9 protein-coding genes are annotated in these 15,479 nt (G+C 70.0%); 7 read left to right on the plus strand and 2 right to left on the minus strand.

Translation table 11 applies throughout. The features are described from left to right. The first annotated feature begins 97 nt into the window (after positions 1-97). From A9O67_RS03735 to rpoD, 7 genes are all read left to right on the plus strand, one after another. A complete protein-coding gene (locus A9O67_RS03735; RefSeq protein ID WP_156682245.1) occupies positions 98-1,102 on the plus strand; it encodes an extracellular solute-binding protein in 1,005 nt (334 codons plus the stop codon). 144 nt (positions 1,103-1,246) lie between these two features. Then, complete coding sequence (locus A9O67_RS03740; protein ID WP_068607475.1) at positions 1,247-2,005, plus strand: 3-hydroxyacyl-CoA dehydrogenase; 759 nt, start codon at positions 1,247-1,249, stop codon at positions 2,003-2,005. 88 nt (positions 2,006-2,093) lie between these two features. Then, the gene (locus A9O67_RS03745; RefSeq protein WP_068607477.1) at positions 2,094-3,659 is read left to right on the plus strand and encodes a GGDEF domain-containing protein; all 1,566 of its coding nucleotides are present in this window, start codon (positions 2,094-2,096) and stop codon (positions 3,657-3,659) included. After that, positions 3,656-4,645, plus strand: a complete 990-nt coding sequence (locus tag A9O67_RS03750; RefSeq protein ID WP_068607479.1) for an ABC transporter substrate-binding protein — start codon at positions 3,656-3,658, stop codon at positions 4,643-4,645. The genes A9O67_RS03745 and A9O67_RS03750 overlap by 4 nt, the downstream gene beginning before the upstream one ends. After that, positions 4,645-7,422, plus strand: coding sequence for an EAL domain-containing protein (locus A9O67_RS12955; protein WP_231960202.1), 2,778 nt, complete (start codon positions 4,645-4,647; stop codon positions 7,420-7,422). Before A9O67_RS03750 ends, A9O67_RS12955 begins: the two co-directional genes overlap by 1 nt. Before the next feature lie 73 nt (positions 7,423-7,495). Beyond that, complete coding sequence (gene dnaG / locus A9O67_RS03760) at positions 7,496-9,448, plus strand: DNA primase (RefSeq protein WP_068607638.1); 1,953 nt, start codon at positions 7,496-7,498, stop codon at positions 9,446-9,448. Between the two features lie 358 nt (positions 9,449-9,806). Next, positions 9,807-12,113 carry an RNA polymerase sigma factor RpoD gene (gene rpoD, locus A9O67_RS03765; protein ID WP_231960197.1) on the plus strand — a complete coding sequence of 769 codons (2,307 nt, stop codon included), beginning with the start codon at positions 9,807-9,809 and terminating at the stop codon, positions 12,111-12,113. Positions 12,114-12,115: 2 nt separating this feature from the next. On the opposite strand, the gene A9O67_RS03770 is transcribed toward rpoD, so the two are convergent. Next, positions 12,116-13,699, minus strand: coding sequence for a methyl-accepting chemotaxis protein (locus A9O67_RS03770; RefSeq protein WP_068607483.1), 1,584 nt, complete (start codon positions 13,697-13,699; stop codon positions 12,116-12,118). After that, positions 13,696-15,330: a methyl-accepting chemotaxis protein gene (locus A9O67_RS03775; RefSeq protein WP_197484425.1), complete on the minus strand. Its 1,635-nt coding sequence runs from the start codon at positions 15,328-15,330 to the stop codon at positions 13,696-13,698. Before A9O67_RS03775 ends, A9O67_RS03770 begins: the two co-directional genes overlap by 4 nt. Between the last annotated feature and the right edge of the window lie 149 nt (positions 15,331-15,479).

A 15,479-nucleotide genomic window follows, 5' to 3' on the forward strand; every position in this document is an offset into this window, starting at 1 on the left:
TGAACAAGGAGTTCTCCCCATGTCGAACCTTCCGTCGTCGCTGCGCCGCCGTGTCATGCAAGGGGCTTTGACGCTCCTGTCGCTGACCGCGCCATGGATGCTGGTGCCCACCGCCGCGTCCGCGCAGGACAAGGTGCTCAACCTGTATTCGGCGCGCCACTACCCCGGCGACGAGTTCATGTACGAAGCCTTTACCAAGGCCACGGGCATCAAGATCAACCGCGTGGACAGCGACGACGCGGGCATTGTCGCGCGTTTGCGGGCCGAGGGCCCCGCCTCGCCGGCCGACGTGGTGCTGCTGGTGGACGCGGCCCGCATGGCCGCCGCCGATGCGCAGGGGCTGTTTCGCCCGATCAAATCGGCCAAGCTGGACGCGGCCATTCCGCCCGAGCTGCGCGCCGCGCCAACCCCCGACGGCGTGACGTGGACGGGCTTTTCCACCCGCGCGCGCGTCATCGTGTACGACCCGCTGCGCGTCAAGGCCGAGGACGTGGCCACCTACGAGCAGCTCGCGGATCCCAAGCTCAAGGGCCTGCTGTGCACGCGCAGCGGCTCGCACCCCTACAACCTGTCGCTGTTTGCCACCGTGATCGAGCGGCTGGGTGACGAGAAGGGGCAGGCCTGGCTCAACGGCCTGGTGGCCAACATGGCGCGCGCACCCAAGGGGGGCGACACCGACCAGATCCGCGCCGTGGCCAGCGGCGAGTGCGGGGTGGCGCTGTCCAACACCTACTACATCGCCCGGCTGGTCAAGTCCGACAAGCCGGAAGACCGCAAGGTGATGGAGCGGGTGCGGGTGGTGTTCCCCAACCAGGCCACGACGGGCACCCACGTCAACATCGCGGGGGCGGCCGTGGCGCGCCACGCCAAGAACGTGGATGCCGCGATCGCGTTCATGGAGTTCCTCGCCAGCCCGCTGGCGCAGGAGTATTTCGCCAATGGCAACAACGAGTTCCCTGCGGCGCGCGGCGTGCGGCTGGACAACCCTGCGCTGCGGGCCATCGGGGGCGAGCGCTTCAAGGCCGAAAACATCCCGCTGGCCGTCGTCGCCAAGAACCTGACCAAAGTGCAGCAAATGCTGGACCGCGCCGGCTACAAGTGACCCCCGGCGCCGCCGCCTGGGCGGCGCCCCACCCTCTCCTGGTCGTGTGCACCCGATGGTGCTTGCCGCCCGCCCCACCGGCGGGCGCTTTTTTTGGCCTATGATTGACGTTTACGTCAACGTCAATTCAACAGGAGATCGGCCATGGAAATCGCGGGCAAGGTGTATGTGGTCACGGGCGGCGCCTCGGGCCTGGGCGAAGGCACGGCGCGCATGCTGGCCGCGAACGGCGGCCGCGTGGTCATCGCCGACATGCAGGCCGAACGCGGCGAGGCCGTGGCCCAGGACATCGGCGGCGTCTACGTCCGCTGCGACGTGAGCCAGGAAGCCGACGCCCAGGCCGCGATCGACCGCGCGGTGGCGCTGGGCAAGCTGGCCGGGCTGATCAACTGCGCCGGCATCGCCCCGGCCGAAAAAACCGTGGGCAAGAACGGCCCGCACAGCCTCGCGCTGTTCAACAAGGTCATCCAGGTCAACCTGGTCGGCACCTTCAACATGATCCGCCTGGCCGCACAGGCCATGAGCGCCAACGACCCCGAGCCGACCGGCGAGCGCGGCGTGATCGTCTCCACCGCCTCGGTCGCCGCCTTCGAGGGCCAGATCGGCCAGGCGGCCTACAGCGCCTCCAAGGGCGGCGTGGTCGGCATGACGCTGCCGATCGCGCGCGACCTGGCCCGGCTCGGCATCCGCAACATGACCATCGCGCCGGGCATCTTCGGCACCCCCATGCTGTTTGGCATGCCGCAGGAGGTGCAGGATGCGCTGGCTGCCATGGTGCCCTTCCCGTCGCGCCTGGGCCGCCCGGAGGATTACGCCAAGCTCGTCAAGCACATCATCGAAAACGACATGCTCAACGGCGAGGTGATCCGCCTGGACGGCGCGATCCGCATGCAGCCGCGCTGACGCGACGGGCGGCCAACCGCGCGGCGGCTGATCGGCGTCAAGTCGCCGCACCGGTCCGGCAAGCGGTCCCGCCCTATACTTCGGCGCCATGGGCAGCCCCGCCTCCACCCCCCAGGAAATCGCGCGCGAAGCCGTCAAACTGCTGACGGCGCGGCGCCTGCCACCCACCCCCGACAACTTCCAGGCGGCCTACCACGAGGTGGCCGGCACCCGGCCGCTGCAGCCCTTTCCGCTGGCGCAGTTGCGCCAGATCGCGCAGGCGTTGCCGGAGCGCACCCCGGCCCAGGTGCGCTTCAAGGCCCTGTTCAACAAGGCCGTCTCGCGTCACAGCTGGGACGACCTGGAAAAGCTGCTGACGCAAAACCCGCTGGCGAGCGCCGCACCGGCCGCAGCCCCAGAGCCTGCCGTGCCCCGCGCGCCCAGCGTCCCCCCCGCCTCCGCCGCCGGTAGCGAGGGGGCCCTGCTACCGCCCGACCTGGCCGAACAGACTGCGCGCCTGATCGACGTGGGCCTGCCGCTGGTGGCCGCCGACGACGCCCGCCTGCGCGAAATGGGCGAGGAGCTGGTGCGCTACCTGCGGCTGGAGCAACAGCACGCCCCGACGCTGCGCCGCATGCTGGCGGACTACGCCTACCGGCTCTCGTTCGGCGTGGAGGAGCAGCTGGGCGTGCGGCAGGGGCTGCTGGGGCTGCTCAAGCAGGTGTTCGAGCACATCGACGCCATCAGCCCCGACAACCCGTGGCTGCGCCAGCAGATGCAGGCGCTGGTGCAGGCCGCCCAGCCGCCGCTGTCGCAGCGCCGGCTGGAGGACCTGCAATCGCGGCTGAAAGACGTCATCGTCAAGCAGGCCGAGGCGCGCGAGCAAACCGTGCGCGCGCAGGCCCTGATGCGCGAAACGCTGGCCACCTTTTTGGAACGGCTGGCGCAGACCGCCACCAGCACCGGCCAGTACCAGGCCAAGTTCGAAGCCTGCGCGCAGGCGCTGGAGCGCGCCGACAGCCTGGCCGACATGGCCCCCGTGGTGCAGGATGCCATCCAGACCGCACGCGCCTTTGCGGTGGACACCCAGCGCGTGGCCGAGGAGCTGACCGAGCTGCGCGACCGCGCCGACCGCGCCGAGGCCGAGGTGCAGCGCCTGCGCGCCGAGCTGGATCAGATGGCCGAGCTGGTCACGCACGACCTGCTGACCGGCGTGCTCAACCGCAAGGGACTGGCCAGCGCCATCGACCGCGAGACGCGCCGCGCCGAGCGCACCTGCACGCGCGTGTGCATCGCGCTGCTGGACGTGGACGATTTCAAGCGCCTCAACGACACGCTGGGCCACCTGGCCGGAGACGCGGCGCTGAAGCACCTGGCCGACGTCGCGCGCCGCAGCCTGCGCCCGCAGGACACCATCGGCCGCTACGGCGGCGAGGAATTCATCATCGTGCTGCCCGACACCACGCCGGAGGAGGCCGCCGGCGTCGTACAGCGGTTGCAGCGCGACCTGAGCGCCCACCTGTTTCTGCAGGGCGAGCAAAAGGTGCTGATCACCTTCAGCGCCGGCATCACCGAACTGCGGCACGACGAGTCGGTGGAGGCCGCCATCGCGCGCGCGGACGCCGCGATGTACCGCGCCAAGCGCGCGGGCAAAAACCGGGTGATGACCGGATGAATCACCAGCGTCGTGCTTGGCTGCAACGCACCGCCGTGCTGGGCGCGGGGGCGGCGCTGGCGCCAGGACTGCTGGGCTGTAACGATGAGCCCCCGCTGACCGTCGCCTACCACCCCTGGCCGGGCTACGCACCGCTCAAGCTGGCGGACAGCCTGGGCTGGTGGGACGACGGGCGCCTGCGCGGCCTGCCCACGGGTTCCGCCAGCGCCTCGCGTGTGGCGCTGGCCGAGGGCCGGGCCCAGGCCGCCGCGCTCACGCTAGACGAGACGCTACTGGCCGTGGCCGACGGCTTGCCGCTGCATGTGGTGGCACTGTTCAACCTGTCGCATGGGGCCGATGTGGTGTTGGCCAAGCCGGGCTTTACTGACCGCACGCGCTGGGTCGGCGCCCGGCTGGGGCACGAGACGGGCGCCGTCGGCGAGCTGATGACGGCCAGTTGGCTGGAATACGCCGGCTTGCGTGCCGAGGACGTGACGGGGGTGCATCTCACGGCCGACGAACACCTGTCGGCCTGGAAGGACGGGCGGGTGGATCTGCTGGTCACCTTCGAGCCCACGGCCTCGCGGCTGGAGTCGCTGGGCGCGAAACGGCTGTTCGACAGCAGCCAACTGCCCCCGGAACGGCCGATCGCCGATGTCCTGGCCATCCGCGCGGATGCCTGGCCCAGCCGGCGCGCGGCCCTGCGGACGCTGGTGCGCCAGATTTTTGCGGCCCAGCGGCACCTGATGACGCTGCCCGTGGACGCCGCCTACCGGCTGGCACCCTGGCTGGACGTGCCCCACGCGGCGGCGATGCGCACCTTCAGCGGCCTGCGGCTGACCAACTGGGCGGACAACCGCGAATGGCTAATCGGCCAACCCGCCCCGCTGCAGCGCGCCGCCGAAGGCCTGGCGTCGTTCATGGGCCGCGTCAACATACTGCGGCCGCTGCGCTTGCCCGAGGATCTGGTCGTCGGCAGTGCCCTGCCCGCGGAGGAACCGCGGTGATGGTGCGGCGTCTGTATGCTGCCGTGTTGCACGCCGCCATCCTGGCGGCGATGGCGGTGGTGGCGCTCCTGTCCAGCCCTGGGATTGCGCGCGCCGACCACACCGAACTGCGAGTGGGGATCCTGGCCTATCGCCCGATGGACGTGGAGGAGCGCGACTGGGCCCCCGTCATCGATGCCATGCAGCACCGGCTGCCCAGCGTGCGGCTGCATGTGCGCCTGCTGCACTACACGGCGCTGGACAATGCTGTGCGCGCCCGCGAGCTGGATGTCGTCATCACCAACCCCGGCCACTATGTGGCGCTGCGCTACAGCGATGGGCTCAGCACCGTGTTGGCGGCCGTGGCGCGCCGTCGCCTCGGCATCGAGACCGAGGCCTTTGGCGGTACGGTGCTGGTGCGGACCGACAGCCCGCTGCAACACTGGCAAGACCTGCGCGGCAAGCGGGTGGGCGTCCCGCACGAGGAGTCACTCGGCGGCTGGCACCTGCAGCGCTACGAGCTGCTCCGCCGCGGCGTGCGCGACGACGAGGTCACTTGGGTGCGCGTGGGCATGCCCCACGACAATGTGGTTCAGGCCGTGCTGGATGGCCGGGTGGACGCGGGTTTCGTGCGCGATGGGGTGCTGGAGGCGATGCTGGCCACGGGCCGCGTCGCCCCGGATCGCCTGCGCGTGTTGCAACGGCAGGATTTGCCGGGGTATCCGATCGCCGTCAGCACCCCCCTGGTGCCCGAATGGCCGGTGGCCGCCCTGCCCCATGTGGACAGCCAGACGCGACGGGCGCTGCTGCTGGCGCTGCTGGACGTCCGCGACGATCCCGCCCTGCGAACCGGCGGACTGGCAGGCTTCGTGTTGCCCCAGGGCTATGTCGCCGTGGAAGACCTCCTGCGCGAGCTGCGCGTGCGCCCCTTCGGCGTGCCACAACTGACCTGGCGCGAGACGGTACAACTCAACGCCGCTCCCTTGGCCGCCGTCGGCGGGGCCGTGCTGGTGCTGCTGGCCCTGCTGGCCCTGCTGGAGCACCAGCGCCGCCGCCTGCGCCAGGCGCTGCGTGACAAATCCGCGCTGCTCCACGAACTGGCGCTGACCGCCAAGACCTTCGACAGCACGCAAGGCGTGCTGATCACGGACGCCAAGGGACGCATCGTGCGCGTCAACCGCGCCTTCCAGGCCATCACCGGATACACCGCCGAGGACGCCCACGGCCGCACACCGGGCGAGCTGCTGCGCTCGGGCCGCCACGATGCGGCCTTCTACCGGGCGATGTGGGAGGCCCTCAGCGAACGCGGCCATTGGGAAGGCGAGGTCTGGAACCGCCGCAAGAGTGGTGACATCTTCCCCGAGTGGCTGACGATCAGCGCAGTCACGGATGCGGTGGGCAAGGTGCGCCACTACGTGGCCATCTTCCACGACATCAGCTGGCGCAAGCAGGCCGAGGCGCAGATCGAAAACCTGGCCTTCTTCGACCCGCTGACGGGACTCGCCAACCGCCGCCTGTTGCTGGATCGGCTGCAGCAGTCCATCCGCCAGGCGCGGCGCAACGCGCGCTGGGGCGCGGTGCTGTTTCTGGACCTGGATTTTTTCAAGAGCATCAACGACACCTTCGGCCACGATGCCGGCGACGCCGTGCTGCGCACCATCGGCGAGCGCATCCGCACCACGCTCCGGGAGCAAGACACCCCCGGCCGGCTGGGGGGTGACGAATTCCTGGTGTTGCTGCCCGCCACCTTCGAGCGCCGCGACGACGCGGCGCTGGCCGCCCAGACGGTGGCCGACAAGCTCGGCGCGGCCCTGCGCCAACCCATCCCGCACCAGGACCAAGCCATCACGCTGACGCTGAGCATCGGCATCGCCTTGTACGGCGACCAAGACGACGACGACCACGCCACCGAACTGCTCAAGGCCGCCGACCTGGCCATGTACAGCGTCAAGCAGGCCGGCCGCAACGGCGTGGCCTTCTTCGACCCCGAGATGGAGGCTGCGATCCGCCAGCGCCACCAGCTTCAGCACGACCTGGCCCGCGCCATCGAGGCCGGCGAGCTGCGCGTCTATCTGCAGCCGCAGGTGAATGCGGCCGGCCGCATCGTCGGCGCCGAAGCGTTGGTGCGCTGGCTGCGCGCCGACGGCACGCTGGTGCCGCCCGGCGAGTTCATCCCGCTGGCGGAGGAAACCGGCCTGATCCTGCCGCTGGGCGACTGGGTGCTGCAACAGGCCGCCGCGCTGCTGCGGCGCTGGCAAGACGACCCCGTGCTCGCCGGCCTCCACTTGTCGGTCAACGTCAGCGCCAAGCAGTTCCGCGACCCGGCGTTTGGCCAGCGGGTGCAGCAGGCGCTGGCGCAGCACGGCATCCCCGCCCGGCTGCTGGAGCTGGAAATCACCGAGTCGGTGTTTCTGGAAGATCTGGAGTCCGCGCGCACCACGTTGGGGGCGCTCGACGCGCAGGGGGTATCGCTGGCGCTGGACGACTTTGGCACCGGCTACTCGTCGCTGGCGTATTTGGCCGAGCTGCCGTTCGACATCATCAAGATCGACCAGCGCTTCGTCGCCCGCCTGGGCCAGCACAGCCGGCAGGACGATGCCATCATCACCACCATCATCGCGCTGGGCCGCAAGCTGCGCATGCAGGTGCTGGCCGAGGGCGTGGAGACCGAGCGGCAGGAGACCTACCTGCTCAGCCACGGCTGCCACTTGCTGCAGGGCTACCGTTACGGGCGGCCGATGCCGGTGGAGCAGTTCGAGACGCAGGCGCGCACGCAACCGCGCGAGCCGACGGCCTGACGCGCCACCCCGCCTGCATATCATCGTCACGCGCCCGGCGGTGACCGGGCGCCCGATGCCCGACAATGCGTGCGTGAGCATCCCTTCCGCCTTTTTGCAGGACCTGCTGGCGCGCGCCGACCTCGTCGAGGTGGTCGGCCGCCACGTGGCGCTGCGCAAGAGCGGCGCCAACTACCTGGGCCTGTGCCCGTTCCACGCCGAGAAGTCGCCCTCCTTCACCGTCAGCCCGGCCAAGCAGTTCTACCACTGTTTCGGCTGCGGCGCGCACGGCAACGCGATCGACTTTCTGATGGCGCACACCGGCGCGGGCTTCCGCGAGGCGGTGCACGATCTGGCTGCGCAGGTGGGCCTGACGGTGCCGGAGGAGGAACGCTCGCCGGAGCAGCGCGCGCGCGAGGCGGCGCAGCGCCGCGCGCAGCAGACGCTTGCCGAACTGATGGCACAGGCCGCGCGCGCCTACCGCGCGCAGCTGAAGGCCAGCCCGCGCGCGATCGACTACCTGAAGGGCCGCGGCCTGACCGGCGGGATCGCCAAGACCTACGGTCTGGGCTACGCGCCGGCGCAGCGGCGCTTCCTGTCGACCGTGTTCGGCGACTACCAGGACGCGCGGCTGGTGGAGTGCGGGCTGGTCGTCGAGGGGGACGGCGACGAGGCGCGCCGCCACGACCGCTTCCGCGACCGCATCATGTTCCCGATCCGCAACGTCAAGGGCGAGGTGATCGGCTTTGGCGGCCGGGTGCTGGACGGCGGCGAGCCCAAATACCTGAACTCGCCGGAGACGCCGCTGTTCCACAAGGGCGAGGAGCTCTACGGCCTGTACGAGGCGCGCAGCGCCATCCGCCAAGCCGGCTGCGCGCTGGTGGTGGAAGGCTACATGGACGTGGTGGCGCTGGCGCAGCTGGGCTTCGGCCACGCGGTGGCGACGCTGGGCACCGCCTGCACGCCGGAGCACGTGCGCAAGCTCCTGCGCTTCACCGACGACGTGGTGTTCGCCTTCGACGGCGATGCGGCCGGGCGGCGCGCGGCGCAGCGGGCGCTCGCCGCCGCACTGCCGTGGGCCGGCGACACGCGGCGCTTTCGCTTCTTGTTCCTGCCGCCGGAGCACGACCCGGACAGCTACATCCGCACCCACGGCGCCGAGGCGTTCGCCGCGGCGCTGGCGCAGGCCACGCCGCTGAGCCGCTTCGTGCTGGAGGTGGCCGCCGACGGCTGCGACCTCGCCACCGCCGAGGGCCGCGCGCGCGCCACCGCGCAGGCGCGCCCGCTGTGGCAGGCGCTGCCGGATGGGGCGCTGAAGCGCCAGCTGCTGCACGAGCTGGCCGACCTGGCCGCGCTGGAGGTGCGCGACCTGCAGCAGCTCTGGCAGGACGCCGCCCCCCCGGCGCGCGGCCCGGCCCACGCCAGCCGCCCCGCCGCCGCGCCGCCGGGGCGCACGGTGCGATCCTCCCCGCACGCCACGGCCCCGACGCCGCAGACCCCGCCCCCCGCGGCGGCGCCGCGCACGCGCTGGCCAGCGCGGCCGGATGCGGCGGCGCTGCAGGCGCGCCGCGCCGCGCGCGGGCTGCTCGGCCGCGGCGACCGCATCGCGCGCATCGTGCTGACCACGCCGGAGGCCTGGGACTGGCTGACCGCCGACGACCATGCCCTGCTGGCGCAGGAGCCGCCGCCGCACGGGCCGCTGTTTGCCTGGCTGGAAGCGCAGTGGCTGGAGCACGGCCCGCAGCCCTGGGCGGCGCTGCGCGAGGGGCTGCGCGGCCAGCCGTTCGAGGCGCTGGCGGTGGCGCTGCACGACAGCGGCCTCGGGCTCGCTCGGATGGACGACGGCGCGGCAGACGATGCCCCGACCGACGCCGCCGAGATGCGGCGCGAGCTGCGCGAGCTGTTGCGGCGTATGCGGATCGAGGCGCTCAAACAGCTGGAAACGGCGCTGCTCGCCCGCGCCGGCTCCGACCCCGATGCGCAAGCCCGCTACCGCGAGGTGGTGGCGGAACGCGCCCTGTTGCAACAGGGAGACGATTCGATATAATATAAAGCTTCGCAAGTGCGACAGCAGCACCTCCGGACAGGGCCATAAGTCGGACTGGTGGCGCGGGCCCATCCCGCCGACCGCCAGCCGCGCACACGGGACGACACCCCGTTGGCCAGGGCGCACCAGGCGCCCGCCCCGCAAGGACTGCACACCAAATGTTCGCCCACCCCGCTTGCGAAGCCGGCCGGCCATCCCCATGTGGGCGTGGCCGTGCGTCGATGTCGTAGTCTGCGTGCCTGGGTGTGCGTGTCGCCACCCAGGGTAGCCCACGCGCGACGGCATCGTCCCCGCCGGTCGTGTTCCGCTCGTCCGTCCCCGTCAGGCCCGGCCCCGAACCGGGCAGAAAGCGTTTGCCGTGAGCACCCGTTCCAAGAAAACTGCTGCCAGCCCCGCCGAAACCCCCGAAGCCGCGCCCGCGCCCGCCGCCCCGGCACGCAAGCGCACGAGCAAAGCGGCCGCCGCCTCGGCCGACGCGGCCGTGACGCCGGAGGCGACCACGGACGCTGCCGCCGAAACGGTAGCCACCGCATCCCCGGCCGAGAAGCCCGCGCGCAAGACCGCCGCCAAAACCGCCAAGGCCGGCGCGGCGTCCAAAGGGGGCGCCAAGCGCGGCCGCAAGCCGGCCAAGAAGGCCGAGGAGGATGTGTTCGACGACGCCGAGCTGGGCGACCTCGACGACGATCTGGTCGACGAGGAAGTCGAGGCCGTTGCCGACGAGACGGCGGAGGCCGAGCCGGCCGAGAAGGCCAAACCGCTGCGCATGAAGCTGTCCAAGGCCAAGGAACGCGCCCTGATGAAGGAGTTTGGCCTGGACGACACGGTGCTGACCGAGGAAGAAGCCAAGCTGCGCCGCGAAAAGCTCAAGCAGCTCATCAAGCTGGGCAAGACCCGCGGCTACCTGACCCATGGCGAAATCAACGACCACCTGCCGGACAAGCTGGTCGAGCAGGAGACGCTGGAAGTGGTCGTCTCGCTGCTCAACGACATGGGGGTGGCGGTCTATGACCAGACGCCGGACGCCGAAACCCTGCTGCTGACCGGCGCGCCCACCGCCGTGACCACCGAGGAGGAGGCCGAGGAGGAAGCCGAGGCCGCCCTGTCCACCGTGGACAGCGAATTCGGCCGCACCACCGACCCGGTGCGCATGTACATGCGCGAAATGGGCACCGTGGAGCTGCTCACCCGCGAGGGCGAGATCGAGATCGCCAAGCGCATCGAAAGCGGGCTGCACGAGATGATGGCCGCGATCTCCGAGTCGCCGGCGATCATCCACGACATCCTCTCGATGGCGGAGGAAATCCGCGAAGGCAAGACGATCATCTCGGCCGTCGTGGACGGTTTTGCCGATGCCGACGAGGCCGACGACTACGTCGCGGAAGAGGACTTCGACGACTACGAGGACGACGACGATGGCAAGGGCGGCTCCAAGGCGCTGACGCGCAAGATGGAGGAGCTCAAGCGCGAGGCGCTGGAGCGCTTCGACGCCATCCGCGCGCTGTTCGACGAGCTGCGCCAAGTCTACGAGCAGGACGGCTGGGGCTCGCCGCGCTATCAGGCCGTGCAGGCGCGCATCACCGAGACGCTGATGACCATCCGCTTCACCGCCAAGGCCATCGAGACGCTGTGCGACAAGGTGCGCCAGCAGGTGGACATGGTGCGCAAGGTCGAGCGCGAGCTGCGCCGCATCATCGTCGACAAGTGCGGCATGCCGCAGGAAAAATTCATCGCCGACTTCCCGCCCAACCTGCTCAACCTGCAGTGGGTGGAGCGGCAGGCCGCGGCCGGCAAACCCTGGAGCGCGGTGCTCGGGCGCAACATCCCCGCCATCCAGGAGCTGCAGCAGCGCCTGATCGACCTGCAAACCCAGGTGGTGATTCCGCTGGATCAGCTCAAGGCGATCCACAAGCGCATGAACGAAGGCGAGGCCACCTCCCGCGACGCCAAGCGCGAGATGATCGAGGCCAACCTGCGCCTAGTCATCTCGATCGCCAAGAAGTACACCAACCGCGGGCTGCAGTTCCTGGACCTGATCCAGGAGGGCAACATCGGCCTGATGAAGGCGGTGGACAAGTTCGAATACCGGCGCGGCTACAAGTTCTCCACCTACGCCACGTGGTGGATCCGGCAGGCCATCACGCGCTCGATCGCCGACCAGGCACGCACCATCCGCATCCCGGTGCACATGATCGAGACGATCAACAAGATGAACCGCATCAGCCGCCAGCACCTGCAGGAGTTCGGCGTCGAGCCGGACGCCTCGATCCTGGCGGAAAAGATGGACATGCCGGAGGACAAGATCCGCAAGATCATGAAGATCGCCAAGGAGCCGATCTCGATGGAGACGCCCATCGGGGACGACGACGACAGCCACCTGGGCGACTTCATCGAGGACACGGCCAACGTGGCGCCGATGGACGCGGCGATGCAGGCCGGTCTGCGCGACGTGGTCAAGGAGATCCTGGACACCCTGACCCCGCGTGAGGCCAAGGTGCTGCGCATGCGCTACGGCATCGAAATGTCCACCGACCACACGCTGGAGGAGGTCGGCAAGCAGTTCGACGTCACGCGCGAGCGCATCCGCCAGATCGAAGCCAAAGCGATCCGCAAGCTCAAGCACCCGAGCCGGTCGGAGAAGCTGCGCAGTTTCCTGGACAACCTGTAAGCTCAGGACACGCGAAAGCGCGACACGGCGGCCACCAGCTCATTGGCCTGTTGGCGCAGGCTCGAGGCCGCCGCGGCGATTTCTTCGACCAGGGCGGCATTTTGCTGCGTCCCCTGGTCGATCTGCCCCACCGCCGCGCCCACCTGATCGATGCTGGCCGCCTGGGCGCGGCTGGCGGCATTCATCTCCGCCACCAGCCCGCCCAGGCGCTGGACGCCCTCGACCATGTCGCGGATGGCCACGCCCGCGTCGTGCACGAGTGCCGTGCCCTGCGACACCCGCTCCACGCTGGCGGTGATCAGTTCCTTGATCTGCCGCGCCGCATCCGCGCTGCGTTGGGCCAGTGACCGGACCTCCGCCGCCACCACGGCGAACCCACGCCCGGCCTCGCCCGCCCGCGCCGCCTCGACCGCCGCGTTGAGGGCCAGGATGTTGGTCTGGAAGGCGATGCCATCGATCAGACCCGTGATCTCGGCGATGCGGCGGCTCGACGTCTCGATGTCGGCCATGGTGGCGACGACCCGCTCGACCGTCTCGCCCCCGCGCTGCGCGCCGGCCATGGCCTCCTGGGCCACCGCATGGGCCGCCCCCGACGCCTCGGCATTGCGCTGCACGGTCCCCGACACGTCCTGCATGCTGGCCGCAGTTTGCTCCAGGGCACTGGCCTGCGATTCGGTCCGGGCAGACAAGTCGCGATTGCCTTGCTCGATCTCCGATGCCCCGTGCGCGACGGCCTCCGCCCCGTCGCGAACCTGTCCCACCACGGTCCGCAGGTTGTCGCGCATGTCGGACAGCGCCGCCAGCAACAGACCGAGTTCGTCCCGCCGCTGCGTGGGGACGCTCACCGTCAGGTCACCCGCCGCGATGGCACGCGCCACCGCGACCGCCTGCTCCACCGGTCGGGTCACCGTGGTGGGCACCCAGACGATGAGACCGATCCCCACCACGACGACCACGCCGGTGATCGCCAGCATGATGCGCTCCGTCCGCGCCACCCCGGCCGCGGCCGAGGTGGCCGCGCGCGCCGTGCCGCGCAGGTTGAACTGGTGGATCGACTCCATCGCGGCATAGGCTTTGGCGAACGCGGCCGGTGTCTCGCTGTCGAACGCATCGCGGGCCAGTTCGACCAGTTCTTCGGTCGCCCCTGCGTTCTCCAGCGCGGACAAGCCGGCTTGGGCCGCGGCGCGGTACGCATCGTGCGCCTGCCGGTAAGTGGCATACAGCGCCTTCTCCTCGTCGGCGAGCGGATCGCCGGGAAGGTACGTCTCCAATGTCTGGGCGTAAACGTCGGTGGCCTGCGCCAGCTGGCGCTCGAGCGCCTCGACCGCGGTGCGAAAGTCCGCCCATGTCCGGGTATCGCGTCCCGCCATGCGATCGGCCACCAGGCGGTAGTGATCCGAGAGCGTGCTCTTCATGATGCCGAGGTTTTCCAGCGCCGGGATCCACGAGTTGGCCACTTCGCCCGTTTCGTACTTGATGCGCTGGTTCTGCCAGAGCGTGATACCGGCGCTGAGCACGGCCAGCGCCAAAATGAGCCCGAGGCCGACGGCAATGCGCGTGCGGACACGCCAGTCGTGGATCCTCATGCGTTCACCTCGGCGGGCGGCAGCGGCGGGGGGCGGCGCCTAGCCGTGCCGGAACGGTGCAGATCTTCGACGCGCAGCCGCTGGATGTGGGCGTGCCCCTGATCAGTGGCGTCGAGCCGGAAGCGCCGCACCACCTCCGACAGTTGGCGGGCTTGCTCGCTCATGGCCGTCGCCGCCGCGGCGCTCTGCTCCACCAAAGCCGCGTTTTGTTGCGTCATCTGGTCGAGTTGCCCCAGGGCCGCGTTGATCTGGGCGACCCCCTCGGCCTGCTCGGTTGCGGCCGAGGACATGGACTGAATGATGTCGCGCACCCGCACCACCTGCTCGACGATGGCCTGCATGACCTCACCGGCGCGGTGGACCGCATCCACGCCCGCGCCGACGCGCTCGACGCTGTTTTGGATGAGGTCTTTGATCTCCCGGGCGGCCTGCGCGCTGCGCTGGGCCAAGGCCCGCACCTCGCTGGCCACGACGGCAAAGCCGCGGCCCGCTTCGCCGGCACGGGCGGCCTCCACCGCGGCGTTGAGCGCCAGGATGTTGGTCTGGAAGGCGATGCCATCGATCACGGCGATGATGTCGCCGATCTTCTGCGAGGCCTGCTGAATGTCGGTCATGGTGTGCACGACACCGCTGACCACGTCGCGGCCCTGCTCCGCGCTGCGACCAGCCGCCGTGGCCAGCTCGCTGGCCGATTGCGCGGCCTGGGCCGAGTGGCGGATGCCTTCGGCCATTTCTTCCATGCTGGCCGCGGTCTGCTCGAGGTTGCTGGCGGCCTGCTCGGTGCGACCGCTCAGGTCCTGGTTGCCCGCGGCAATCTCGTGGGCCGCCACGGTGATGTTGTCGGTGCCTTGCCGGACGTCCGCCACCACCTGCGAGAGCTGATCCCGCATGGCGTGAAGTGCATCGATCATTTGGCCAAACTCGTCGCGGCGCGTGGACGCCAGCCGCGCCGTCAAATCCCCGTCGGCAATGCGCTGCGCGAAGGTCACCGCCTCTTGCAGGGGCCGCCGGATGCTGCGGATCAGCACGGCCGCTCCGCCGATGATGGCCACGACCAGCGCGGCGACGAGAACGGCCGCGGTCAGCACATTGCGGACACGGCGCTCGGCAAACTCGGCCTGCGACTGTTGCAGCAACTGCGCCTGCAGATCGGCGAACTCCCGCAGACTGGCGATGTAGGGGGGGACGCCCGGGTTGAACCGCTGCTCGATCTCCTGCAAGGCCGCGTCGGGTTGGCCATCGGCCTTCAACTGTCGGGCCTTGGCCAAGGAGTCGAGCACCGCCTGGCGTTGCTGCGCGATGCGCGCCATCAGGGCACGCTCGGGCTCCGTCAGCGGCATGCCCTCCAGGCGTTTTTGCAGCTCCGAAATTTGCTGGACGGTCTGCGGGATCAGATCCTTGTACAACGCCTCGAGGGCAGGACTGCCCGAGACGAACGTGGCCTGCACCCGGGTGACGTTGGTTTCCGTCAGACCCGCCCACCGCGTGGCCAGCTGCACTTTCTCGCTCATCAAGGCCAGCACGGCCTCGGACTCCCGGGTCAACTGCCGCGAGGTCAGCGCCGCCAGCAAAACCACCGCGACCAAGCCCAAAACGACGGCTGCAACACCCGCCCACAGCTTGGCGCCCACCGACCAAACTTGTGTTTTTCGATCACCCACACCCATAGACGTCCTACGCATTCATGATTGTTGTGACAGCATATGCGCACGCCGCGCCACCGGTCAACGGTCGCGGCCTGGCGCTCGCCACCGTCGGTCCCAGCCCGAGTTCATCCGCC

The organism is Tepidimonas fonticaldi, from assembly GCF_001675355.1.
Taxonomy (GTDB): Bacteria; Pseudomonadota; Gammaproteobacteria; order Burkholderiales; family Burkholderiaceae_C; genus Tepidimonas; species Tepidimonas fonticaldi.

Coding starts and splice junctions, on each gene's coding strand:
- A9O67_RS03735 (WP_156682245.1), top strand. CDS start 98: ATGCTGGTGCCCACCGCCGCGTCCGCGCAGGACAAGGTGCTCAACCTG.
- A9O67_RS03740 (WP_068607475.1), top strand. CDS start 1,247: ATGGAAATCGCGGGCAAGGTGTATGTGGTCACGGGCGGCGCCTCGGGC.
- A9O67_RS03745 (WP_068607477.1), top strand. CDS start 2,094: ATGGGCAGCCCCGCCTCCACCCCCCAGGAAATCGCGCGCGAAGCCGTC.
- A9O67_RS03750 (WP_068607479.1), top strand. CDS start 3,656: ATGAATCACCAGCGTCGTGCTTGGCTGCAACGCACCGCCGTGCTGGGC.
- A9O67_RS12955 (WP_231960202.1), top strand. CDS start 4,645: ATGGTGCGGCGTCTGTATGCTGCCGTGTTGCACGCCGCCATCCTGGCG.
- A9O67_RS03770 (WP_068607483.1), bottom strand. CDS start 13,699: ATGAGGATCCACGACTGGCGTGTCCGCACGCGCATTGCCGTCGGCCTC.